Genomic DNA, 24358 nt, shown 5'->3' on the forward strand with positions numbered 1-24358 from the left:
CCTAGAGCTTTGCCGCGCGGTGGATCGCCATTCCCGCGATCATGCTGAGAACGAAGATTCCGGCGGGCATAGGCTCGATGACAAGTGCACCAAGAGCAGGGCCGGGGCACAGGCCGGCAAGGCCCCAGCCAACACCGAACAGCGCGGCTCCGACAATCAATTTGCGGTCAATCGTACGGGTGCCGGGAATGTTGAATTTCTCAGCCATGGCCGGCTTCGCCATCCGTGCCTTAACCAGCCACGCAATTGCCATGACCGCGACAGCGCCGCCCATCACGAAGGCGAGCGTAGGGTCCCAGTTGCCAAAAATATCGAGAAACCCGCGCACCCGGCTTGGGTCCATCATTCCTGAAATCGCCAAGCCTGCGCCGAAAAGGGAGCCAGAGGCGAGTGAGATCAATCCTTCCCGCATCACCATCCCCATCCCGCAGCATTAGCAAGCGCCACTGCAATCATGCCGCTCACCATAAAAGTGAGAGTCGCGGTCAGCGAACGCGGTGACAAACGCGACATTCCGCAGACGCCGTGACCGCTTGTGCACCCGCTCCCCATTCGTGTCCCAAAGCCAACGATCACCCCGCCAAGCACCAGCAGGGCTATCGATGGGGGAAAGTTCGACTGGATGGGCGCTACAAACGCGTTCACGAGAAATGCGCCGATCAACAGGCCGCCAAGGAACAGCCAGGCAGCTGAGAGTGGCAAGCTCGATTTGTTGAGGGTGAGGGCGCGCGCTGCGATACCGCTAATGCCTGCGATCCTTCCCGAGCCAAGCAACAACAGCGCGGCGGCAAGCCCGATCATCAAACCACCGATGAAGCCTTCGAGAGGCATGGCGTTTGGAAATCCCGGCAGGGTCACAGCGTATCCACCGGCACTTTGATGTAACGGATGCCGTTGCTCTCGGGCTCTGGAAAGTTCCCGGCGCGCATATTCACCTGCACCGATGGGATCATCAGTTTCGGCGTGGCCAGCGTTGCGTCCCGCTTCGTTCTCATGGCGACAAATTCATCTTCGCTGATCCCTTCGCGCACATGGATATTGCTACGCCGCTGCTCGCCGACGCTTGAGATCCATCGCAGTTCGTCCCGCCCTTCGGGAAGGTAATCGTGGTTGAGAAACATCCGTGTGTCGTCGGGCAATTCGAATATGCGCTGGATCGATCGAAAAAGCGTCCGCGCATCACCACCCGGAAAGTCGCAGCGGGCGGTGCCGTAATCCGGCATGAACAACGTATCGCCGACGAAGGCTGCATCGCCAATCAAGTGTGTCATGCATGCAGGTGTGTGACCCGGAGTGTGAATGGCTTTGGCATCGATGTTTCCGACTTTGTAAGTTTCGCCGTCGCGAAAGAGGTGGTCGAATTGCGAGCCATCAAGGCGAAAGTCTTCGTCCGCATTGAAGAGCTTGCCGAATACCTTCTGCACCTCTGAGATATGCTCTCCAATCGCAAGCTTGCCGCCCAGTTCGGATCGCAGATAATGACCCGCCGAAAGGTGGTCGGCATGAATGTGGGTGTCGATGATCCATTCCACCGTCAGCCCATGCGTTTTCACATGCTCAGCTATCTTGTCGGCGGATCGGGTCGAGCTTCTGCCAGATGCCTGGTCATAGTCGAGCAGCGGATCAATGATCGCGCATGACCCCGTTTCGAGGTCGGTCGCGACGTGACTGATATTGTTGGTCTGGGTGTCGAGGAATGATGTGACGTCCGGGACGTTCATGGCACTGCTACCTCTTGTGTTGATGGGGTTCCGGGCGTCTCAACCGCATCATCGCCGCAGAAACGTTGATAGAGGAAACCCATGATTGCGACCGCATCTTCATCGGCGATGCGGTAATAGATCGACTGTCCGTCGCGCCGTGCTTCGATGATGCCTTCCCGGCGCAGGACTGCGAGTTGTTGAGACATTGCCGGCGCCTTTCGCCCCAGCGTCTCTGCAAGATCGCCCGCGCTCATCTCACCCTGCGACAAGTGGCACAGCACCATGAGCCGATCACGATGTGATAGCAGCTTCAGCAGCGCGCTGACCCTGAGCGCAGTCTTTTCCATGGCCTCTAATTGCATAATTCATGAAATATGCAATTAGAGGCCATGCGTCAAGGGTTCGTGTCAGTTTCGAAGGTCATCCGTGTGCGCTCGATCCTCAGCTGTCAGGTTGATAACCTTGTCCAATTTCAAGGCCCTGCGAAACTCGGCATCATGCGACACGCAAAGGATAGCGCCGTCATATTCACTCAGCGCCAGTTCGAGCAGTTCCACGGCATGAATGTCGAGATGGTTGGTGGGCTCATCCAGGATTAGCAGCTTCGGCGGTTCCGGTGCGCTGAAAAGGCATGCGAGCGCGAGCCGCACGCGCTCTCCGCCAGATAAGGTCTGCACTTCGCGCTGGCTCCATTCAGAGCGAAAGCCATACTGGGCAAGCGCTGCATGAGCGGTCTGTGCATTGCGAGCCGAATTATGCCGCCTCATCGCTTCGAGTGCGGTTTCCTGCGCACCAAGCAGCGATAAATGCTGGTCGAGAACCGCTATCGCACCCTGATCGGCCCGGACAAAACCCGCACTTGGCGTCAAACTGCCCGAAATGATCCGCAAAAGGCTGCTTTTGCCGCTACCATTTGGCCCGTGGAGCGCGATCCGTTGCGGACCTGTGATCCGCAGATTCAGAGGGCCAAACACATGCTCGCCTCCGAACTCGCAGCAAACGGCTGAGACATCGACCAGTTCATGCCCACTAAGCAGCCCCGAGCTTGGCAACTCGATGCGAACGGGAACCACACGCTCGACTTGTGCGGCGGCTTTCGAAAGAGCTTCGATGGTGTGGTCGACCTGGTCTTTTCCGACTGCGAGGTTGCGTGCCAATGTTTTCGCGGCTCGATCCTTTTGCGCGTTGATCTCCAGCTTAGAATCATCCCGGCGGGCTGCCCCCTGCCTGCCTTGCTTGCTGCGCTGGGCATGACGCTCGGTTCGCGCTTGCTGAGCAGTGCGCGCCTGTCTGGCAACGCGCTCCGCCTGTCCTAACGCTTCCTTGGCTCTTTCTCTGATCGCATCGCGCTGCGCTTTGAAGGTCGACCATCCTCCACCCACGCTGACAGCACCGGCTGGAGACAGTTCGACGATGCGATCCATGCCTTCGAGCAATTCCCGATCATGACTGGCAACGAGCGCCGGTCCGCCCCAATCCTTCAGAAGCTGCGCGACCATTGCACGCCCTTCATCATCAAGGTCATTGGTGGGTTCATCGAGCAAGAGGATGTCAGGCTGCGCAATCAGCAAAGCGGCAATCTTCACACGGCATTGCTGACCTCCGCTCAGATCATTGGCCGGTCGATCCAAAGCGAGGTCCGACAGTCCAACCCGCGACAACATGCCTTCAAGACGTGACGGCAGGTCCCAATCGGCATCGTCAAGATCTGTGCCTTGCGCTTCGCCCCGTTCGATGCGTTCAAGGATTGATAGCGGGTCCGCAACGGCCAGGGCCTGCGCTACACTTATGCCGCTGCTGTATGCTCCCTGCTTCATCATGCCGATCGCGCCGTCAGTCGTCACCGAACCCGATACCAGACCGCGTTTGGAAGCGATTGCAGAAAGCAAAGTGCTCTTCCCGCACCCATTGCGCCCGAACAGGCCAACGACCTCGTGCGAGATGCTTTCGGAGAGCGGGGGAAAGAGTGGATTTTGAGGATCGGCGCCGACGCAAACGGCGTTGAGATGAATATGAGACACGATAACACCCAAGCAAAAGTTGTCTTCAAGACGAACGATAAGCTTAGTTGTTCATGCGCGTTCACTCCGGTTGCGTTGAGCGCCGAATAGCGGTGTCTTTGGCCAAGTTCAAGTTGGCAGACTGGTATGGCAAGCGCCGGTTTCTCTAAAAATGGTCACGTTGAAGAAATTCAATCGGAACGGTCGCTTACCATCATGGCAGCTGACATGACCTGCTTAGGAGGCGCGAAGAGCGATTAAAACTCAGGAACAGCAAGGGCTTGTCGCCGTTATGTCCATGAGAGCCCACCCCCACCCCCTCCGGCCTCACAAATCAAGGGATACTTATGTCAGGTCAACTCAGTGGACAGGTAGCAATGCCACAAAAATCACCAGCGAACATAACGGTACGCAGTCACGGCACTTTGCCTGACGCCAATGTCGCGACGCGCGGTAAACCACGAAATCCCTGGCCGGAATCGACCAATAAACGCAAGAAGGCGGTCTCGACACGCTCATTCAAGAAACAGATGGTCGAGGCTCAAACTCCGCTCAAACGTTTCGCTGTACGTCTTTGCAAGCGCGAGGATCTGGCAGAGGATCTGATGCAGGAAACGCTCATGAAAGCATGGGCGGCCCGCACTCAGTTTAAGCCGGGCAGTAACTTTCTGAGCTGGGCGTTCACGATCCTTCGCAACACCTGGTTGAACCAGCTCCGCCGCAACAAGAAGTTTGTCGGCGAATACGATGAGCGCGCAGCGGAAAATATTCTCTCGATGCCAGCCTCGCAAAATTCATCAATGGCACTCGCCGATCTACAACGCGCGATGTCCGAATTGCCGACCGATCAGCTCGAAGCGCTGTTATTGGTCGGACCGGGCGATCACACCTACGAGGAAGCGGCTGAGATCCTGGGCTGCGCTGCCGGCACAGTCAAAAGCCGGGTATCGCGGGCAAGGTCTGTGCTTGGCGATATCATCGAAGACGGCAAGCTCAAGATGCCCATCGAGAATACCGAGGATACGACCCAGATCGCGGCGATTTTTGTCGAAGCTATCGAAACGATCGAGCAAGGCGGGAAAATCGAAGACGTCATCAATCTCGAGCGGTAAGCCGCACGTTCAACGATCCGACCAGAAAAGAAAGCGCCGCGCCCTTTGTTCAAGGGTGCGGCGCTTTCTTTGTTTTTTGTCATGGTGTTTAGGCGGTTGGCAAGCCTCCGGCGGGGCCGAACATCGCCCACAATGTCTCTCCGATCACTGGCGGTGCGCAGAGCGGCTTCGGATACGAGAAGCCTTGTCTGATCAATCGAGACCAAACAGTCTTTCGATGAAGCTCGGCTCATAGAGCGGCTGGATGCGTCCGTATTTCTGGAACCTCGTGCTCGCATCGCAATGCGGGCGCGGTTGGGTCCAGCGGTCTGGCTTGCTTGAGTAAATAGGGGCCGAAGTCATGTGCGTTTCCTTCTTAAATTCGGTTGGGCCATTCACTTGGGATCGCGCTCGCACTGGCTTCGTTTCCGAGAGCCAAGGAGGGCAAGTGAGTGACCCGTCAGGTTGTGCTTAGGATAGGAACGGGGCTAAGTTTGGTTCCATTTTTCAGTGGTCTGATCAAGATAGCATGATGCGCACTTTTATCGATTGCAGGCGAGCTATCGGACCGACACGCACCTGATTGGCAGCCTCTTTTCGGAGCAGTCAGCTTGCCGATTTGACCCATTGATCCGACCCCTGCACAAGAGCCTCAACGTACTGCCTTATCAGTAGAGGATACTTCCCCGCATGACCGCTTGGCGATTCGCGATTGATCGGGGTGGGACCTTTACCGATGTTGTCGCGATCACACCCGGTGGCCAACTGGTGACCGACAAGCTGCTCTCCGAGAATCCAGAACGATATGCCGATGCGGCGAGTGAGGCGGTTCGTAGATTGATGGTCGAGCATGGCTCTGGACCTATTGCCGAGCTGCGCATTGGGACCACGGTCGCAACGAACGCTCTTCTGGAGCGTAAAGGGGAGCGGCTGGCTCTTGCGATCACCAAGGGTTTCGGCGACGCGCTTCGGATCGGCACCCAGGCGCGGCCCGAGATTTTCGCGCGCCACATCGTCCTGCCTGAACAACTGGCGCAGACTGTTCTCGAGATCGACGAGCGCGTCGGCGTGGACGGCGAATTGCTCAGCGCTCTCAATGAAGATGAAGCGCGACAACAATTCGCCGATCTGCGCGATGCGGGTTTCGATGCGATTGCGATCGTGTTGCTTCATGGCTGGAAGTACCGCGATCATGAGATCCGACTTTCCAAGATTGCCAGCGAGCTCGGCTTCAAACAGATCTCGACAAGCCACGAAGTTGCTCCGCTCATCAAGCTCATCCCGCGCGGCGATACGACGGTGGTTGATGCGTACCTCTCTCCAGTTCTGAGGCGTTACACCGACACATTACAGGCCGAGCTGCCCGGCGCAGACCGGGTTCGCTTCATGCAATCGAACGGCGGACTGGCAGAGGTCGGCGCGTTTCGCGGGAAGGATGCCATCCTTTCGGGTCCTGCAGGAGGCTTTGTCGGCATGGTGGCCGCGTCCGGGCCACTTGGGCATGACAGACTCATCGGCTTCGATATGGGCGGCACCAGCACTGACGTTGCTCATTATGCTGGCCAGTATGAATTGACCGGCGACAGTGTTGTTGCAGGCGTCCGGGTTGCTGCACCGATGATGCAAATCCACACGGTCGCGGCTGGCGGTGGCTCAATCTGCAGCTTCGATGGTGCGCGCTTCCGTGTCGGTCCTGAAAGCGCAGGCGCCGATCCGGGGCCCGCCTGCTATCGCAAGGGCGGCCCCTTGACGGTTACCGACTGCAACCTTGTTCTCGGCAGGATCGATCCCGCCTTTTTCCCGAGTGTCTTTGGACCCAATGGCGACGAGCCCCTCGACCAGGTGGCTGCGAGAGCCGCTCTTGCAGACGTCGCGGCGTCTATGCCCATTTCGATGCCTATGGAGGAAATCGCCGAAGGTTTTCTCGCCATCGCGGTCGACAATATGGCAAACGCCATTCGAAAGATTTCGGTTGCTCGCGGCCACGACGTCACGGCCTATGCGCTTGCCTGTTTCGGAGGGGCAGGGGGGCAACATGCCTGCAAGGTAGCAGACGAGTTGGGCATGGAAACGGTGCTGGTTCACCCCCTCGCCGGCATGCTTTCGGCGTTCGGTATCGGCATCGCGCCAGTAAAGGTGATCCGCGAAGTCAGCCTCGTGAAACCGCTTGGCGATAATTTCGCAGGGCAATTGACGGACCTCCAGAATGAGGCCCGAGACGCTTTACTTGCACAAGACATCAAAGAGGATGCAATCGCCTTTGAACCGCAAGCGCGTTTGCGCTTTGAAGGGAGCGATTCCATGCTCACCATCGCGTGCGAGGACGTGTCGGCGATGGATGCGGCCTTTCGAAAACTCCATCGCCAACGCTTCGGCTATTCCGATGACGCCGCGCAGATCATCGTCGAAGCGTTGAGCGTTGAGGCTATTGGAATGTCAGGCGGTCTTGGGGCGGCTCCTGTAAGGCCTGTCGCACTCGCTGGAAGAGCGTCTGGAACATGCCGGACAGTCGAGCGAGCGGCTCTCAGCATCGACGAAACCGTAGACGGGCCCGCGCTAATCATCGATCCAGGCTCGACCACGGTTGTGGAGGAAGGGTGGCAGGCACGTCTCTCCAACGACAGTACCCTGGTTTTGACGCGGATTTCACCACTTGAGCGCGGGCACGCGGTGGGGACTGCCAAGGATGCGGCGGTCGATCCGGTTCGGCTCGAAATTTTCAACAATCTCTTCATGGCAATTGCAGAGGAGATGGGCGTTGTTCTCCAATCCACCGCAACTTCGGTGAACATCAAGGAGCGGCTCGACTTCTCATGCGCACTGTTCGATGCGCAAGGTGCCCTGATCGCCAACGCACCGCATATTCCGGTCCATTTGGGCAGTATGGGAGACAGCATTGCACGCGTGATCGAGGCGCGCGGGCAGTCGCGCGACGGACGCGGCTTCAAGCGCGGTGATGCTTACGTGCTTAACGATCCTTATCGCGGGGGAACCCATCTGCCTGACATCACGGTCATCGTACCGGTCTTCTATGGCACAGGCGACGAACCGGATGCCTTTGTGGCGGCAAGGGGGCACCACTCCGACATTGGCGGTATCGCGCCCGGATCAATGCCACCTGACAGCCAGAGAATTGAGGAGGAGGGCGTCCTGATCGACAACCTTCTCATGGTCGACGAAGGGGATTTCCGCGAGGTAGAGGTGCGCGACGTGCTTGCAGGCGCTACTTATCCGGCGCGCAATCCTGATCGCAACCTGTCCGATCTGCGAGCGCAATTGGCTGCCTGCACTCGCGGAGCGGAATTGCTCTCGGCGGCTGCTCACAATCAAGGAGCGCAGGTTGTCGCAGCCTATATGGGGCACGTCATCGCCAATGCGGAGGAGAGCGTTAGGCGTCTGCTCGACCGCCTTGAAGATGGCAGCTTCCGCTATCCAATGGACAATGGCGCGGTAATCGAGGTCGCAATCCGGATCGATCGTGAGGCACGCTCGGCGGTGTTCGACTTTACGGGAACGTCCGCCCAGCTTCCCGACAATTTCAACGCTCCACGCTCGATCACGCGCGCAGCCGCGCTTTATGTCCTGCGTACACTCATCGATGATGCAATCCCGATGAACGATGGCTGCTTGAGGCCGGTCGATCTGATCGTCCCCGAAGGTTCAATGCTCAATCCAAAGCCGGGAGCAGCCGTGGTGGCAGGCAATGTCGAAACCAGCCAGGCTGTCACCGATGCCCTGTTCGCTGCCACGGGCAAGCTCGCACCGAGCCAAGGCACGATGAACAATTTCACATTTGGGAATGATCAGCACCAGTATTACGAAACGATCTGCGGCGGTTCTGGCGCTGGACCAGACCATGACGGCACAAGCGCTGTGCAGACGCACATGACCAACAGCCGTCTGACCGATCCCGAGATTCTTGAAAGTCGACTTCCGGTCCGGCTCGACCGTTTTTCAATTCGCCGGGGTTCCGGCGGGAAGGGCCAACATCGTGGTGGAGACGGCGTCGAGCGACGCGTCACTTTCCTGGAAGCAATGCGCGCCAATATCCTTGCCAACAGACGGGCCGTTGCACCACGCGGCATTTGCGGGGGAGAGGACGCTCAGCCCGGGCGCAACTGGGTCGAACGCGCCGACAGATCGCGCGAGGAGTTGTCAGCAACCGGGTCGGCACAGATGGAAAGAGGCGACGCCTTTGTCATCTTGACGCCCGGTGGCGGTGGATTTGGGGAGATCTGCGAGTGAACTATTGGCCCTTGCTGGGCATCGCGCTGGTCGTGGTCGGCTTCGCGCTGCGTTTCAATCCGCTTCTGGTTGTGGTGGGATCTGCAGTCGCGACCGGGCTTCTGGCGGGCCTTGATATTGTCGCTGTGGTTGAAGCCCTTGGGAAGGCTTTCAACGACAACCGCTACATCTCGGTCACATGGATCATTCTCCCGGTGATCGGATTACTCGAGCGCCATGGATTGCAACAGCGCGCACGAGCAGTGATCGAAAGTGTGCGCGGGGCAACTATGGGCAAGCTGCTCACCATCTATCTGGGGTTTCGCCAGATAACGGCTGCGCTTGGGATGAAAGACATTGGCGGTCACCCACAGGCCGTCCGCCCGCTGGTGGCTCCGATGGCAGAAGCGGCTGCCGAAAAATCGCATGGCGAACTGACAGAGGATGATCGGCAAAAGGTTCTCGCAATGTCTGCGGCGACCGACAATGTCGGTCTGTTCTTTGGTGAAGATATTTTCTTCGCAATCGCCTCTATACTACTGATTCAAGGTGTTTTTGAGAGTTATGGGTATCCGCTGACGCCGCTGGAGCTTTCAGTCTGGGCGATACCGACCGCGATATGCGCTTTCGTCATCCATTCGTGGCGGATCAGAGCGCTCGACCGACGATTGGGGAGGGTGCGCACATGATCACTTACGAGTGGCTCTATTGGCTAGCCGGCGCATTCTTCGCAGTGTGGGCTCTGCTGAGCCTTAAGGACGGACGTTATGGCAATGCAGCATTCTGGGGGCTTCTTGCGGTTAGCTTCTTCGCTGGAAGTCACTTGAATGACTTTGCTAATGGCGTGCTGGTTCTGGCATTGGTCGCGATCGCTGGCACCGGACGTCTATCGCGTAGCGCCCCCGAGACGACTTCTCAGATCGAGCGTGAAGAATTCTCGGCAACGCTCGGAAGCAAATTGTTTATTCCGGCCTTGATAGTTCCTGTCACAGCTGTCGCAGGCACGCTGCTTTACAATTACACGCCGTTGTCGGCGACGGGCTTGTTCGAAGCTCGGCGAGAAACCCTGATCCTTTTTGGCATCGGGGTGGTGATCGCCCTCGTGGTCGCGACGCTGTGGCTGCGAGCGCCTCCCACCGCTCCGGCGGAAGAGGGGCGCAGATTGCTCGATTCAATCGGTTGGGCAGCAATCCTTCCGCAAATGCTCGCAGCGCTGGGAGCCGTTTTCGCGCTTGCAGGAGTTGGCAAGATCATTGGAGGCTTTGCTGGTGGCGCCATTCCGGAGGGTAGCGTGTTTTTGACCGTGGTCGTGTTCGCACTTGGCATGGCGCTTTTCACGATGATCATGGGGAACGCATTCGCCGCCTTCCCGGTCATGGCCGCAGCGATAGGCATACCGCTTCTGGTCGAAGGGTACGGCGGCAATCCCGCGGTTATCGGTGCGGTTGGAATGCTGGCGGGCTTCTGCGGAACCTTGCTCACGCCCATGGCGGCGAACTTCAATATCGTGCCGGCGGCCTTGCTTGAACTGAAGGATCAGAACGGCGTCATTCGCCAGCAGATTGGTACTGCAATTCCGCTTTGGGTTTGCAACGTCATCATCATCTATGTGGGAGCTTTCCTGCTATGGAACTGACCGAAGCAATTGCCAGCCAATACTCCCGGATCGCGCTTTCGCACGTGGGTCAGGAATATCCGAACAAGCTCGATCACGTGATGGTCGAAGACGCCGATGTGCGCACGCCGCGCGGTCTGCACCCGGTTTTCTACGGTAGTTTCGACTGGCATTCCTGCGTCCATTCCTGGTGGACATTGCTCACCCTGAGGCGGCTTTTCCCGACGATACCGGAGGCGCAAGAGATCGCGGCGCTGGCCGATGCCACGTTCACCGAGGACAAGCTGGCAGCAGAGCTCGCTTATCTTAAGCGTCCGGCTTCGCGCGGTTTCGAGCGGCCATATGGCTGGGGCTGGCTGCTTTACCTCCATCTCGAAGCGGAGCGGCACACTGATCGCCCTTGGGGCGAAAGGCTTTCGGCGCTGGCCAGTACCTTTGGTGCACGCTTGCGCGACTATCTGCCCCTGCTGATCTACCCGATTACGGTCGGCACGCATGCCAACACGTCCTTTGCCCTGCTGTTAGCCAGAGAGTGGACACATCGGCATGACCGTGACTTGCTTATAGAGATTGATAAGTGGACGCTGAATGCATTTGAAAACAAATCGAATTATTCTGGATGGGAGCCGGGTGGGGACGAATTCCTTTCCCCGGTTCTAACCGCTGCGTTGCTCATAAGTCGCGCGATGTCCGCCGGTCAGTTTGCTGCCTGGTTTGACCGGTTGGTGCTGGAAAACGGATGGATCAAGCGCGAATGTCGTCCCGTCACCGTGTCAGATCGAAGCGATGGGAAGATTGCCCACCTTGATGGCCTCAATCTGAGCCGCGCATGGTGTTTGCTCGGTCTGGCGAAGGCGCTGGGAGAGGCGGCACCGCCTCTCCTGCGTGACCGCGCGCATGAACACATGGTCGCTGCGATGCCCCATGTGGCCGGCGATTACATGGGCGAACATTGGCTGGCGAGCTTCGCGCTGCTTGCTTTGCTCGAGGCGCGCTAGCCTGAAGGGATCAGCGTGATCTCGGTCTGGCGTCCATCGAGAAATCGAACAGTCTCACCGTCGAAATAGGCGTCCTCCTCGGTTCTGAAGTCGACGCGCTGGCCGTCCCACTCAGGAACTTCGGCATACGAGGTGAGCTCGATCGACCACGCGGTCTCCGGGTGGATTGTGTAATCGCCGCGCGGATCGCCATTCTGGTTGTCCCAGAAGCCAATCGCCGTTCCCGCTCCGTGGCCGTGATACCCGATCGGATGCGTGTAGATTGACGGATCCAACCCCTCGCTGATGGCCTGAGCGCGTGCGCGGGCCAGCACTTCATTGCCGGAAAGGCCAACCTCGAAGTGTGAGCGCAAGATGTCCTGCACTCGGTTGCTGTTGGCGAGGCCGGCGCGAAGGCCCTCTGGCGCCTGTGTCTCACCGGGTTTCAGAACGTAGGCGAGGTGCTGCGTATCGGTGTTGAGGCGCAGATAGGTGGTGCCGAAATCGGTCCAGAGCAGATCGCCAGGTTGGATGACCACTTCGCCGCGCAGCATGCCGTCTTCCCCTTCGCGCTGGATCGCAACCGAAGGATGAAACCATGGGGTGAGCCCAAGCTCAAGCAGCCGGTCCCGATACCACCACCGAACGTCGTCGGCCGTCGTAACACCGGGGGTTATGACATCGCGAGAAAAGGCCTGTGCGATCACCGCATGAGCGGTCCGCACCACGCTGGGATAGATTTCCATCTCGGCAGGAATTCGTGTCTCCAGCCAGCGAATAGCGAGTGTTTCACCGGACTTGACACGTTCATGAAGTTCGCTCGGTAACGCATTCATAAATAGGCGATATTGGCTGAGCGTCATGCCATCGCCAAACGCGCTCAGATCGGAATAGTTGATTGCGATCGTCTCTGGATCGCGCTCCGCGATGATGTCAGCCACGGCCTGCCACTGGTCAGGTTGTTCCTCAGGCTCCCATGCCGGCTCGAACAATCCGCCAAGCCCGTAACGGCTCACCGTCATCCGCTCTATGGGCTGACCCTCGCCCAGATCGTGAAAAATCAGGATCGTGCGGCGCCGGGCCGCCATGCTCTTCGCGTCGAGCATTGTCGCGATCACTGGTTCTTCAAAATATTCTCGCGCCATAAGCAGCCAGAGATCGACCCCTTGCTCGCGCATGATCCGTGGGATGACGGTATCGAGGCGTTCGGCAAGTATGCGATCGACGACTTCGGAACGCTCACGCGCGGATAGTATCGGTGGCAGTTGCGGGGTCGATTGCTCCGTCTCACTCATTCCAATCGTCGTCTGGGCGTGAGCGAGAGATGGCGAGAGACAAAGAGCGCTAAGCGTGCTGACGCCAATCGATAGCGTGGCCGTCATTGTCGAAAGATTGCGCATGATTCTATCGTGTTTCCCTCTCGCCAGACATTTCGAGGGATATGCGAAGATATGCGCTGGCAAGTCAAATTGGCAGAACCCGGCGCGATTGGAATTGCACGGTTTATCGCGACTTACGTTAAGCACGAAATCGGCTGTTCCTTACCATTTGGTCAGTATGTCCGTCCGTTCACCATTAACCCCGCCTGAGATTTGGCTACAATTCCCCGGAAAACCGCGATTTCTGGGGAGTTTGCTAACGGGTTGATAACCATTCCTGAGTATTCGCCCTAGCTATGAATACACAGGCTCTCATAAAACCGCTCTTCGCCACGAGCATCGTGGCTGCGTTTACTATCTCGTCGCCCGCTTTGGCGGAGGGAGTGAGTGCAGGCACGCTGATCGAGAACACTGCAAGCGCTACCTACGAGGACGGAGAAGGGACCAAGACGGTCGATTCGAACACCGTCCAGGTCCGAGTTGACGAACTTCTCGATGTGACTGTCACCTCGCTCGATAGCGGGGCGGTGGGCGCGTCGCCGGGTGAAGCGATCTTGACTTTCGAAGTCACCAACCAGGGCAATGGTCCCGAGGCTTTCGTCCTGACGGCCAACCCGGTCGTGACAGGCAACGAGTTCGAGACCGTGGTCGAAAGCATCGCGATCGATACCAACGGCAACGGCACCTACGATCCGGGCGTCGATGAAATCCTGACAGCGCCAGAAACCACAGCAGAACTTGCAGCCGATGAAGCGATCACCGTGTTCGTGATCGTGACTGTTCCCGATGGCGTCTCCGACGCGGAGGAGAGCAATGTCGAGCTTACCGCCGATGCCGTTACCGGCACCGGTGCTCCTGGCACGAGCTTTGATGGGCAGGGCGTGAATGGCGGCGATGCGATCGTCGGGGCCACCGGCGCCAGCAGCACAGCGGTCGGCTCGCTGATCGCAGGGATCACCACCGTCGATCTCGACAAGGCAGTCAGCCTGGTCGATCCGTTCGGCGGCGACAGCGCAGTGCCGGGCACGGTCGCCACCTTCACGATTACCGCCGCCATAAACGGAAGTGGTTCGGTCGACGCTCTTGTCGTTACCGACGCCATCCCGGACGGCACGACCTACGCCGAGGGCACGCTCGCGCTCGACGGGAACGCGCTCACCGATGCGCCCGGCGATGACGCAGGCGATGCTTCCGATGCCGACGGCATCTCCGTCGATCTCGGCACGGTCGCGGGGGGCACAATTCACCAGATCACGTTTGACGTGACGATCGACTGATTCAACTTGGGGTTGGGGAAACAAAGCAATGAAAAACATTACCAAAAGGGTCGCCTTTCTCCTGGCATTCGCAACCGTTCCATTGGCAGCTCCCGTTTTCGCGCAGGGCCAGAGCCCGGTCACGCTTAACGGCGATGTAAAGGCTGTCGAAACATCCATGGATGCAGCTGGCAATCCTGTGACCCGCCTGGTGGAGCCGGACGTGATCGTTCCTGGCGATCGCCTGATCTTTACGACCGAATACGCCAACACCGGCGATGAAGCGGTCGAGAACTTTGTCGTTACCAATGCCGTTCCGGCCGCTGTTCGCCTTGCAGGGGATGCAGACCCTGCGCTGACGGTATCGGTCGATGGCGGAGGGACCTGGGGCGCTCTGAGCGAGCTCACTGTCTCAGGCGAGAATGGAGCGACACGCGCGGCAGGTCATGCCGATGTTACTCACGTGCGCTGGACCCTTTCCAGCGTGGCACCGGGTGAAAACGGCCGGGTCGAATACCCAGCCATCATCCGCTGACACGCGACACACGGATTCTTCCGTCGGGAAACGGAAGATAACCGCCACGTCCCGCGGGCGGAGTGAATGTCGCGGGGCCACACGCAAAGGACCACAAACATGAAAAGAAGCACCCAGTTGCTGGGGGCGGTGAGCGCGTCGGCGCTTATTGCCATGACCAGCACACCGGCCCTCGCGGTCGGTACAAATGCTGGCAGCAGCATCACCAACAACGTCACCGTGACCTTCGAAGTCGGCAACGAGCCGCAGACCGAAGTCACCGCAAGCGACACCTTCACCGTTGACCGGCGTATCGACGTCAATGTCAGCTTCAACGGCGTATCACCGACTTCGGTTTCGCCAGGTGAAGACGATGTTGTCCTCGCATTTGATGTGACGAACCTGTCGAACGCCACGGTCGACCTCGATCTTTCGGCCATCCTCACCGGTGGTACCGGAGACGCAGCCGACATCTCCGCCTTTGAGATATACATCGACCTTGACGGTGACGGACAGCTTGATGCGGACGAGATTACCGCTGGCGCTGTGACGTTCCTCGATGAGGTGGCCGCAGATGATGGCAGTGGTACGGAGACCATTTCGGTTCTCGTCGTCTCTGACATTTCGCTCGACGCGATCAACACCAACACCTTTGATGTTGCTCTCGTTGCCGATGCTCACGAAGCTGGCACTGTCGGCACGCTTGGCGCGAACATCGATAACGATGATGGCGCTAACACCGATGGCGTCGACACCGTCCTTGCCGATGGCAATGGCGGAACCGGCGAAGAGATCGATGGCGATGGCGCGTTCTCTGACCAGGCACAGATCCTGGTCGCAGGGGCGAACATCACTGTCGTCAAGTCTAGCACGATCATCAGCGATCCGGTCAACAACACGACCAACCCCAAGGCAATTCCCGGTGCCGTGATCCAGTATTGCATCGCGGTTTCGAACGCATCGGGCGCTGCGACTGCTTCGGCAGTCAACGTGGCCGATGACCTGCCTGCCGATGTGACCTTTACCGAGAACGATTTCGGCATCTTCGTCAACGCGACGGCGTCGATCAACGATCAGGGCACGGCCAGCACAGCTGATGACGTTGCAACCTGCACCGTCCCCAGCGGCACCGATGGCGAAGCAAGCGGCGACGCGACCTTCACCGCTACCGGCGGTACTGGCGGTCTCGACCTGATCTCGGGCGACCTGCTCGATATCGCGGCCGGCGAAACGCGTGCAGTCTATTTCCGCGTGACGATCAACTAAGATCGAACCGGAATTCTGGCTTTGCGTGTAGCCCCCTCTCTCATGAGGCGTCTGGCAGCAGCACTTCTGTTAGTGCTGCTGCCCTTCGGCGTGTCTGGAGAGGGGGCATTCGCACAGGAATCGAAGACCGACGCCGAAGTTATCGGCACGGTTACCAATATCGCAGAAGCCAGTTGGCTCTTGCGTGGAAGGTCCGTCAGAACATCGTCAAACGAGGTCACGTTCGACGTCACCTTGCCACCGCCGGAAATCCGCGCGTTCCGCCCGGCACCTCAGGGCAGCGTCGAGCTGAACTTCCGGGCACCCTTGTGCAGCGCGGTAGGCCAGTCGGCCCAAGGCGATGGTTCAAACGCGACTTCGAATGTGCCGCTGACCCCCCGCGAAGGTATGGTCGAAGTGACCGACACCGTGCGAGCAGGTCAGACCCTTCTGTTCGAAGTCACTGCGCTGGCGGCGAACCGGAATCCCAATGACGTTGACCAGCTCTCTATCACCATCACCACGTCGACCGGCGATCGGGAAACCGAAATCGTTTTCGAAACTGGGCCGAATACGGGTGTGTTTGTCGGTCAGATCGACACAGTTCGCATGCCGCCTGCTCCAACGGAGGGCGATTGCCGTCTCAGCATTGCCGATGGCGCGTCGATCTCCATTGCCGCCAGTTTGCCGGGGCAGGACGATGTCATCATCGAAACTGCGGTCGAAGTTCTGGCCGATCCGTTCGGCACGGTTTTCGACAGCGAAACGGGCGAGCCAGTGGATGGTGCTCGCGTCACGCTTGTCGATGCACTCACTGGCCAACCGGCGACCGTTTTTGCAGAAGATGGCACCACTGCTTGGCCTTCAAGCGTGATTTCAGGAGAAGCGATCGTCGATGGCGCAGGCCGTATCACCGAGATGGGGCCTGGCGAGTTCTGGTTCCCTCTGACGTTCTTGGGCACCTACAGGCTCGAGATTGAACCGCCCGAGCCATACTCGGCACCCTCGGTTGTCAGCCCGGCTGATCTTGCGCAGCTAACCGCCCCGGATGGGGGAAGCTACATCATTCTCGATGCGTCGTTCGGCGGCAGCTTCGTGCTTGATGATCCCACGCCGGTTCAGGTCGATGTTCCGCTCGATCGACCAAGTCTTGAAATTGGCCTGGACAAGGCTGCGTCGCGCGACCGCGCACAGCCCGGTGATGTGGTTTTCTACGCCATCACTGCGACAAATGCAGACCCGTCGCGTCCCAAGCGCAATGTCGTGCTGACCGACACGCCTTCGCGGTCGCTTCGCTTGCGCCGCGACACTATCCGCATAGACGGAGCAGAGGTCTCTGATGAAGTCACCATCGCGCCCGACGGTCGTTCATTGAGCATCGCGCTCGGCGATCTACCGGGCGGCGCATCGCGGCGGGTGACGTATGCCATGTCGGTTCTTCCCGATGCACCTCCGGGGCGCGCAATCAACGAGGCGGTCACGACCGACTCGCTAGGCCGCGTCGCGCGTGCCAGCGCCGTCGTCGATATCGAACGCGACAGCATTGCCGATCGCATGACAGTCATCGGCCGGATCACCGCCGGACCATGTTCGGTTCGCGACACGCGCAGCGACCCACGCCGCGGCATTCCCGGCGTGCGCGTGGTCATGGAAGATGGCAGTTACGCGATCACCGATGCGGACGGTCGCTATCACTTTGAAGGGGTGGTGCCTGGCACGCACGTCGTCGCGGTATCGCGCATGACGCTGCCAGAGGGCGCTGAACTCGTCGACTGCCATCGTTCGACCCGCAATGCCGGCAGCGCAATGTCACGTTTTGTCATCGGGCAGGGTGGTAGCCTTGTCGTTGCTGATTTTCATGCAATCGTTCCCGAAGGCGGCATCGAAGAAAACGCCCAGTTTGCCGAGACCCGTCCGAACGGCGCAACGGCTCGCGCGGTCAATTCCATCGCGGGCGGACTGAATGACGATGACCAGCCTCTCGACGCTGGCATTCTGGTCGAAGCCGGAGTTCCTGAAAGCACGGCGCAGGCTGCTGAAAGCGCTGCGCCCACTTACGCGCCCAATACCGACTGGATCGCGCTTGGTGATGGCGAGGACGGCTTCCTGACGCCGGGTCTGACGGCGAATCCGCGCGCTCCGGCGATCCGCGTGGCAATCCGTCACCGCCGGGGCCAGACGGTCGTGCTCAAGGTTGATGGCAAGGAAGTCAGCCCGCTTGCATTTGACGGCACGGTGAATCCAGATACGGGCCGGTTCGCGGTCAGCACCTGGCGCGGGATCGTGCTGGAAGACGAGCGCACCGTCCTTGAAGCCAACATCATCAACTCCTTTGGCGAGGTGTCCAAGACCTTCACTCGCGAGGTGTTCTTCACCACCACGCCAACGCGGGTCGAACTGGTCCCGGAGCAGTCCAACCTCATCGCCGACGGTCGCACCCGCCCTGTCGTTGCGATCCGGGTACTCGACCGCAACAATCGCCCGCTGCGCGAAGGTGTGTCCGGCAATTTCCAGCTCAACGCACCTTACGAGAGCGCTGAGGCGCTCGACCGTCAGCAGCTCAACCAACTGACCGGTTTTGCTCCCACGGCTGCGCGCTGGGTTGTCGAGGGGACTGACGGCATCGCGAAGATCGAGCTTGCTCCGACCATGGTCAGCGGTTCGCTGCGTCTGGACTTCGAATTCAACGATGGCGAGCTTGTCCGCGCCCAGCAGCTTGACGCGTGGATCGAGCCGGGGGACATCGACTGGACTATCGTCGGGCTGGCCGAGGGCACTGCAGGCGCACGCAGCGTTGCGGACAACATGCAGCGCACGGGCCGCTTCGACAGCGACCTTGGCGATGACGCGCGCGTCGCGCTCTACGCCAAGGGACGCGTGCTCGGTAAGTTCCTGATGACGCTGGCCTATGACAGCGCCAAACAGCGCGAGGACCAGCGGGTACTCGGCACGATTGACCCTCAGGCATACTATACCGTCTTTGCCGACGCCTCGTCGCGCCGTTTCGATGCAGCGAGCCGCGAGAAGCTGTACGTCCGGATCGAGACAGCGACGTTTTACGCGCTCTATGGCGACTTCGAGACCGCGTTCGACCAGACCCGCCTCGCGCGATACAATCGCACCGCAACAGGCGTGCGCGGCGAAGCGCGATTTGGACAGGTGAAGGCAAATGCTTTCGCCGCCGAGATTTCGACCCGGCTCCAGCGTGATGAGATACAGGGGCAGGGCATTACCGGCCCCTACCAGCTCGAAAGCCGCCGCATCCTTGCCAACAGCGAGCGCGTTACCCTCGAAGTGCGTGACAGGTTCCGTTCGGAGCTGATCGTTTCGTCCACTCGCCTCACGCGCTTCATCGATTACGACATCGACCTTCTGTCCGGCACGATTACCTTTGCGCGTCCGGTTCTGAGCCGCGACGACAGCCTCAACCCCCAATTCATCATCGTCGAATACGAGACTGATGGGCTTGGCCAGTCTGAGCTGAATGCGGGCGTTCGGGCCGACTGGACCAGCAATGATGGCAACATCCGCCTCGGCGCCAATGCGATCACCGACAAGGGCGAAGGTGCGCGCACGGATATCGGCACGCTTGATCTGCGCGCTCGGATTGGCACTGGCACCGAGGTTCGCGGCGAGCTTGCCATGAGCCGCCGCGACGGAGAGAGCGCGAACGGCTGGCTGGCCGAAGTACAGCATCAAACGGGCAAGCTGGACATCCTCGCCTACGCTCATCAGCTGGACGCGGATTACGGCATTGGCCAGCAGAACGGCGCAGAGCTGGGCCGCCGCAAGATCGGTGTCGATGGCCGCGTGTTGCTGAACGATAACCTCAGTCTGCTTGGCAGCGCGTGGCAGGATGACAGCCTGACCGACACGTCGCGCCGCCGCGCTGCGCAGGGCCAGATCAATCTGACCCGTCAGCGCACCGATCTGCGCCTCGGCCTCAGCCACTTTAACGACCGTCTCGCGGATGGCAGCACGAACACCTCGACCGTGGTTGAAGCAGGTGTGACCCAGCGCTTGTTAAACAACACGCTTGAACTTTCAGCAGCAACCGCGCTCGCACTTAATGATGCGGAAAGCGCGGATCTGCCGGCGCGTCACCGGTTGAGCGCTCGATATGCGCTTACACAAAATGTCCGGCTGATCGGAACCTACGAGATCGCCGACGGTGCTGAATTCAACGCGCGCCAGCTACGCGGCGGTCTCGAAGTGACACCGTGGCAGGGCGGCCAGATCGTCACGTCGGTCGGGCAGGAAAGCATCAACGAGCTGGGCAATCGCACCTTTGCCGCCTTCGGCCTCGCGCAGACATGGCAAGTTAGCTCCGAGTTTTCGCTTGATGCGACAGTCGATGGCAACCGCACGTTGAACGGTGCCCCGTCGGCAAACGATCTCGTCAACCCGCAACAGCCGCTGGCGACGGGCGGGCAGCTTACGGGCAATCTTCAGTTTGAGGATTTCACCGCCCTCACCCTTGGCGGTGCATGGCGAAAGGGTCGCTGGAGCGTAACCGGACGCGGCGAATATCGTGACGGTGAACTCGCCGAGCGCATGGGTGCAACCCTCGGCGCGATCCGTCAGCTGGGCGAAGGCAGCATCGTCGGTTCGGGCGCAACCTGGACGCGCGCAGAGGACGAATTTGGCGCGACAACTCAGATTGTCGATGCAGCCATCGCTTTCGCTCATCGACCGGACGCATCGGAATTCGCGATGCTCGGCAAGCTCGAGTTCCGCAGCGACGACATTACCGGCGGCATCGCAGGACAGGCGAGCGGGCTGGGCGGAGCCGGTGCAGGGCGCACCGCGCTGATCGTGGACGGCGATGCAACCTCGCGCCGTCTTGTAGCCAGCTGGAGCACGAACTGGAGCCCGCGCGGTTTCGATCTCAACGAATTCGGCATTGAAGAGGAAACGCGCCGCGATGAATACACGCTGTTTGTCGGGGGACGTTACAATTTCGATGAGTTTGAAGGCACCGAGTTTTCCGGCACCACGATACTTGTTGGCGCAGACGCGCGCATCGGATTGGGTGAGCGGTTCGAGATCGGAGCAAGTGCCACCGTCAGGACCAACCTCGACGACGACGTAACCAGCTTTGCTTACGGCCCGACGGTCGGTTTCGTGCCGGTAGAAGGAATGCTTCTTACCGTGGGATACAACGTCGAGGGCTTCCGTGACGGCGATTTCTCAGCCGCTCGCAACACCGACAAGGGTGTCTTCGCTGCCGTTCGCTTCAAGTTCGACACCGACACGTTCGATTTTCTGGGGCTCGGGCGATGACTGCGCGGGCCATTGATCTTCACACCATGGTAAACGAGGTGTTTACCATCACCCGCTATGTCCTGCGTATGCTTGGAAAAGTGTTCGCCGGACAACGCTCATTTGCTCTGCTCGCGCTCGTCATTCTGGCAGCGAACCTTGTGCTGGCGGTTCCGGCCCATGCGCAGAATGCCGATATCGACTGGGCAGATGCGGGTGTTGTAAGCCAGGGGTCGTTACTCAGCGGGACCACCGCGACCGGTTCGGACGGAAACACTGCGACGATCACCTGGTCGAGCAACTCTGTCGCGCCCAGCACATTCAATCCCGCTTTCTCACCCACATTCGTGAGCTATTTCGACGGCACCATCGGCGGCGCCGCCTCGCCGCTGCTGGTGAGCTTCGACAATTCGCAATTCGATCCGAATGACAAGATCACCATCACTATCACCTTGAGCGAAGCGGTGAAGGATCTGACGTTCTCGCTAGGCGACATCGACTTTGGTAGCTTCGCTGATGCGGTTGAGGTCTATTATGACGACGACAACAGCGGTGCATTCACCAACGCAGCGACCAATAATGCTTTCTGGACGCTCGGGACTTCGGTCAGCCGAACTAATGATGCGACCGTAAACGGATGGCGGGGAACGGCAGGATCGGCCACGGCCGCGACTGACGGGAACATCAATTTCGATTTTGGAACACAGAACGTTCAGCGCATTCAGATCGTGTATTTCAGCTACACCGGTGCCGGTGACCCTGTCGGTCAATTCATGGGTATCTCTGACTTCTTGTACTCGACCCCGGGCGCCGACCTTTCTCTCACCAAAGCTCTGGTCGGCTCTCCGCCCGTGCAGGGAGGGACCGCCGTGTGGCGTCTGATTGCCACAAACAATTCAAACTCTCTTCGCACCGCTGAAAACGTAGTGGTCCAGGAAACATTCCCCGCAGGCTTCACCTTTTCAAGCTCGACTGGGGATGGCTCGTTCAACACCGGCAACAATCAATGGTCGGTGGGAACTCTCGCACCGGGAGAGACGGCCACGCTCACGATCACTGGCACAGTGTCCGCGGCAGCCGGATCGACACTAACCAACGTCGCAGAAATTATCGCGTCGAGTGTGGCCGACCGAGATTCAACACCGAATAACGGCGTCACCTCAGAAGACGATTATGCCAGCGCAACTTTCACTGTGCAAAGTGGCCGGTCTCCCGGCGTTCCGCCGGTGTTGGCATGCCCGGCGGGTCAATCCGTGTTTGACTGGGATGGTATCACTGGCTGGGCAGAGGGATCGACCGACAACACCTATGCATTTGCGAGCTTTGGCGACGTGCGCTTCCAGCTCAGCAATGACGGGGCTTATGTCAACAACGCGGCATTTGGCGGCCAGTCACCAACCGTCACCAATACGTTCGAAGGCGGACTGGTTCCGGCCGAAGACAGTCTGACCCTTCTCGCAAACCAGGCCAATCGCACAGGCGAAGTCGAAGTCGTCATCACGCTGCCACGCACTTTCACCGGTTTGCAGTTCACCGTCTTTGATGTCGACTTTGGCACGAACCAGTTTGCGGACAGGCTGGAAGTGGTGGGTTCCAATGGCGGCGCGCCCGTCGCCGCGCAGCTTACGAACGGCAACACCAACTTCATCAGTGGCAATGTCGCGATCGGCGACCTTGCTTCGGGTTCGAGCGAGGCGCTGGGCAACGTCGTGGTCACGTTCACAGGCACCGTCGATACGATCATACTGCGCTATGGCAACCATTCGACTGCGCCTGCGGACCCTGGTCAACAAGGCATCGGAATTCACGATATCACCGTGTGCGATCCGTTCACGACGTTGAACGTGAGCAAGGTCAGTTCCGTGATCGCGGACCCGGTGAACGGAACAACCAACCCCAAAGCGATCCCCGGCGCGACGATCGAATATCTCATCACCGTAACCAATACCGGCGGCAGCGCGACCGATGTCGATACCGTCACTGTCTGGGACGATGGTCCGGCAGATGCAAAACTATGCTTGATTGACCGAGCCGGCGGGCCGGTCATCTTCAACGATCCCAGCGGGAACTCCGACCTGACCTACTCCTTCGCAAGTCTCGCATCGACGACCGACGACGTAGAGTTCTCCAACGATGACGGAGCAAGTTTCAATTACACTCCTGTCGACGACGGGCTTGGTTGCGACGGCGCCGTCACCGATTTTAGGGTCCGGCCCAATGGCGCCTTTGCTGCCGGTGGGAATTTCACCCTCGTTGTAAGGTTCGAAGTCCGATAGCTGCGCACACCTTGCTGCATTGCAGCAAGGATGTTGACCATGCAGCCTGAGGCAGTACACAAGCGCTCATGCAGTCAGCCCTTGCTCTGGGAGCGCCGCCGTCGCTCGCGACCCTGCTCAAGGGGCAAGATACCTCGCTTTTCCTCGATTTTGATGGGACCCTCGTAGAACTGGCCGAGGGGCCCGATGCCATTGAGCCGCTGTCCGATCTGGCGGAGCGGCTTGCGCGGCTTTCTGGCCGTCTTGAAGGACGCTGTGCGGTCGTCAGCGGTCGATCAATCACAGATATCGAGCGTCATACCGGTCCGTTGTCTGTGGCAATGGCAGGTTCGCACGGCTCAGATATCAGGACCGGAGGCGGGGAAGCTTTGGGCAATGGCCCGGCACAAATCCCCCCTGAGATCGAGCAGCGCCTGCGCGAATTCGCTGTTAGCGAAGGGCTCGATTACGAACACAAACCCCATGGCGGCGCGCTGCATTACAGGCGCAATCCGGACAAGGGTGCGCGCGCTCACGAATTTGCCGAAACGCTGGCTGCCGAACACGGTTGGGCGGCGCAGAGCGGGAAATGCGTGGTTGAGCTTGTAGCGGGCGATGCAAACAAGGGGGCGGCTGTTTCGGCTCTCATGCAAACAGCGCCTTTCGCCGGATCCCGCCCGATCTTCGTCGGAGATGACCTCACCGATGAAGCAGGCTTCAAGGTCTGCGATGCGCTGGGCGGGGCGGGTATATTGGTCGGAGATCGCGAAGAAACCTGCGCGACGTACCGGCTCAAAACAGTAACGATGGTTCACGAATGGCTGGAGCTTTAGCAGA

At 59.4% G+C, this 24358-nt stretch carries 18 protein-coding genes; 11 read left to right on the top strand and 7 right to left on the bottom strand.

Translation table 11 applies throughout. From position 1 onward, the window contains the following. Position 1: 1 nt before the first annotated feature. Genes CD351_RS08480 through CD351_RS08500 form a run of 5 tightly spaced genes read right to left on the bottom strand, consistent with a single transcriptional unit; the run spans position 2 to position 3724 of the window. On the bottom strand, positions 2-412 hold the full coding sequence (locus tag CD351_RS08480) for a DUF6691 family protein (protein WP_111993671.1): 411 nt from the start codon (positions 410-412) through the stop codon (positions 2-4). Next, positions 412-858 (bottom strand): YeeE/YedE family protein, encoded by a 447-nt coding sequence (locus CD351_RS08485; protein ID WP_111992251.1) that lies wholly within the window; start codon positions 856-858, stop codon positions 412-414. The genes CD351_RS08480 and CD351_RS08485 overlap by 1 nt, the downstream gene beginning before the upstream one ends. Further along, positions 855-1721 (bottom strand): MBL fold metallo-hydrolase, encoded by an 867-nt coding sequence (locus CD351_RS08490; RefSeq protein WP_111992252.1) that lies wholly within the window; start codon positions 1719-1721, stop codon positions 855-857. The genes CD351_RS08485 and CD351_RS08490 overlap by 4 nt, the downstream gene beginning before the upstream one ends. Further along, positions 1718-2050, bottom strand: coding sequence for a helix-turn-helix transcriptional regulator (locus CD351_RS08495; protein WP_111992253.1), 333 nt, complete (start codon positions 2048-2050; stop codon positions 1718-1720). Before CD351_RS08495 ends, CD351_RS08490 begins: the two co-directional genes overlap by 4 nt. A 60-nt stretch (positions 2051-2110) precedes the next feature. Next, complete coding sequence (locus tag CD351_RS08500) at positions 2111-3724, bottom strand: ABC-F family ATP-binding cassette domain-containing protein (protein ID WP_162627667.1); 1614 nt, start codon at positions 3722-3724, stop codon at positions 2111-2113. A gap of 356 nt (positions 3725-4080) precedes the next feature. Here CD351_RS08500 and CD351_RS08505 point away from each other — a divergent pair, with 356 nt between their 5' ends. Further along, positions 4081-4815 carry a sigma-70 family RNA polymerase sigma factor gene (locus CD351_RS08505; protein WP_162627668.1) on the top strand — a complete coding sequence of 245 codons (735 nt, stop codon included), beginning with the start codon at positions 4081-4083 and terminating at the stop codon, positions 4813-4815. Positions 4816-5007: 192 nt separating this feature from the next. On the opposite strand, the gene CD351_RS15845 is transcribed toward CD351_RS08505, so the two are convergent. After that, positions 5008-5157, bottom strand: coding sequence for a hypothetical protein (locus CD351_RS15845; protein ID WP_174214259.1), 150 nt, complete (start codon positions 5155-5157; stop codon positions 5008-5010). Positions 5158-5484: 327 nt separating this feature from the next. On the opposite strand from CD351_RS15845, the gene CD351_RS08510 reads away from it, so the two are divergent. Genes CD351_RS08510 through CD351_RS08525 form a run of 4 tightly spaced genes read left to right on the top strand, consistent with a single transcriptional unit; the run spans position 5485 to position 11631 of the window. Further along, positions 5485-9039 carry a hydantoinase B/oxoprolinase family protein gene (locus CD351_RS08510; protein WP_111992256.1) on the top strand — a complete coding sequence of 1185 codons (3555 nt, stop codon included), beginning with the start codon at positions 5485-5487 and terminating at the stop codon, positions 9037-9039. Further along, the gene (locus tag CD351_RS08515; RefSeq protein ID WP_111992257.1) at positions 9036-9707 is read left to right on the top strand and encodes a DUF969 domain-containing protein; all 672 of its coding nucleotides are present in this window, start codon (positions 9036-9038) and stop codon (positions 9705-9707) included. The genes CD351_RS08510 and CD351_RS08515 overlap by 4 nt, the downstream gene beginning before the upstream one ends. Next, a complete protein-coding gene (locus tag CD351_RS08520) occupies positions 9704-10654 on the top strand; it encodes a DUF979 domain-containing protein (protein ID WP_111992258.1) in 951 nt (316 codons plus the stop codon). Before CD351_RS08515 ends, CD351_RS08520 begins: the two co-directional genes overlap by 4 nt. Beyond that, a complete protein-coding gene (locus tag CD351_RS08525; protein WP_111992259.1) occupies positions 10645-11631 on the top strand; it encodes a DUF2891 domain-containing protein in 987 nt (328 codons plus the stop codon). The genes CD351_RS08520 and CD351_RS08525 overlap by 10 nt, the downstream gene beginning before the upstream one ends. Here CD351_RS08525 and CD351_RS08530 read toward each other — a convergent pair. Beyond that, entirely contained in the window at positions 11628-12905 is a 1278-nt protein-coding gene (locus tag CD351_RS08530) for a M24 family metallopeptidase (RefSeq protein ID WP_234027082.1), read from the bottom strand. The two genes, CD351_RS08525 and CD351_RS08530, sit on opposite strands and share 4 nt — an antisense overlap. 425 nt (positions 12906-13330) lie before the next feature. Between CD351_RS08530 and CD351_RS08535 the strand changes: the two genes are divergently transcribed. From CD351_RS08535 to otsB, 6 genes are all read left to right on the top strand, one after another. Beyond that, positions 13331-14266 carry a hypothetical protein gene (locus CD351_RS08535; protein WP_234027083.1) on the top strand — a complete coding sequence of 312 codons (936 nt, stop codon included), beginning with the start codon at positions 13331-13333 and terminating at the stop codon, positions 14264-14266. 28 nt (positions 14267-14294) lie between these two features. After that, positions 14295-14780 carry a hypothetical protein gene (locus tag CD351_RS08540; RefSeq protein WP_111992261.1) on the top strand — a complete coding sequence of 162 codons (486 nt, stop codon included), beginning with the start codon at positions 14295-14297 and terminating at the stop codon, positions 14778-14780. A 99-nt stretch (positions 14781-14879) separates the two neighbouring features. After that, a complete protein-coding gene (locus CD351_RS08545; protein ID WP_234027084.1) occupies positions 14880-16025 on the top strand; it encodes a hypothetical protein in 1146 nt (381 codons plus the stop codon). Positions 16026-16067: 42 nt separating this feature from the next. Continuing rightward, complete coding sequence (locus tag CD351_RS08550) at positions 16068-21287, top strand: DUF11 domain-containing protein (protein ID WP_111992263.1); 5220 nt, start codon at positions 16068-16070, stop codon at positions 21285-21287. Next, positions 21284-23542, top strand: a complete 2259-nt coding sequence (locus CD351_RS08555; protein ID WP_234027085.1) for a DUF11 domain-containing protein — start codon at positions 21284-21286, stop codon at positions 23540-23542. Before CD351_RS08550 ends, CD351_RS08555 begins: the two co-directional genes overlap by 4 nt. A gap of 68 nt (positions 23543-23610) precedes the next feature. Then, positions 23611-24354 carry a trehalose-phosphatase gene (otsB, locus tag CD351_RS08560; protein WP_111992264.1) on the top strand — a complete coding sequence of 248 codons (744 nt, stop codon included), beginning with the start codon at positions 23611-23613 and terminating at the stop codon, positions 24352-24354. The last annotated feature ends 4 nt before the right edge of the window (positions 24355-24358 follow it).

Origin of the sequence: Erythrobacter sp. KY5 (assembly GCF_003264115.1) — a bacterium.
In the GTDB taxonomy this organism is placed as follows: Bacteria; Pseudomonadota; Alphaproteobacteria; order Sphingomonadales; family Sphingomonadaceae; genus Erythrobacter.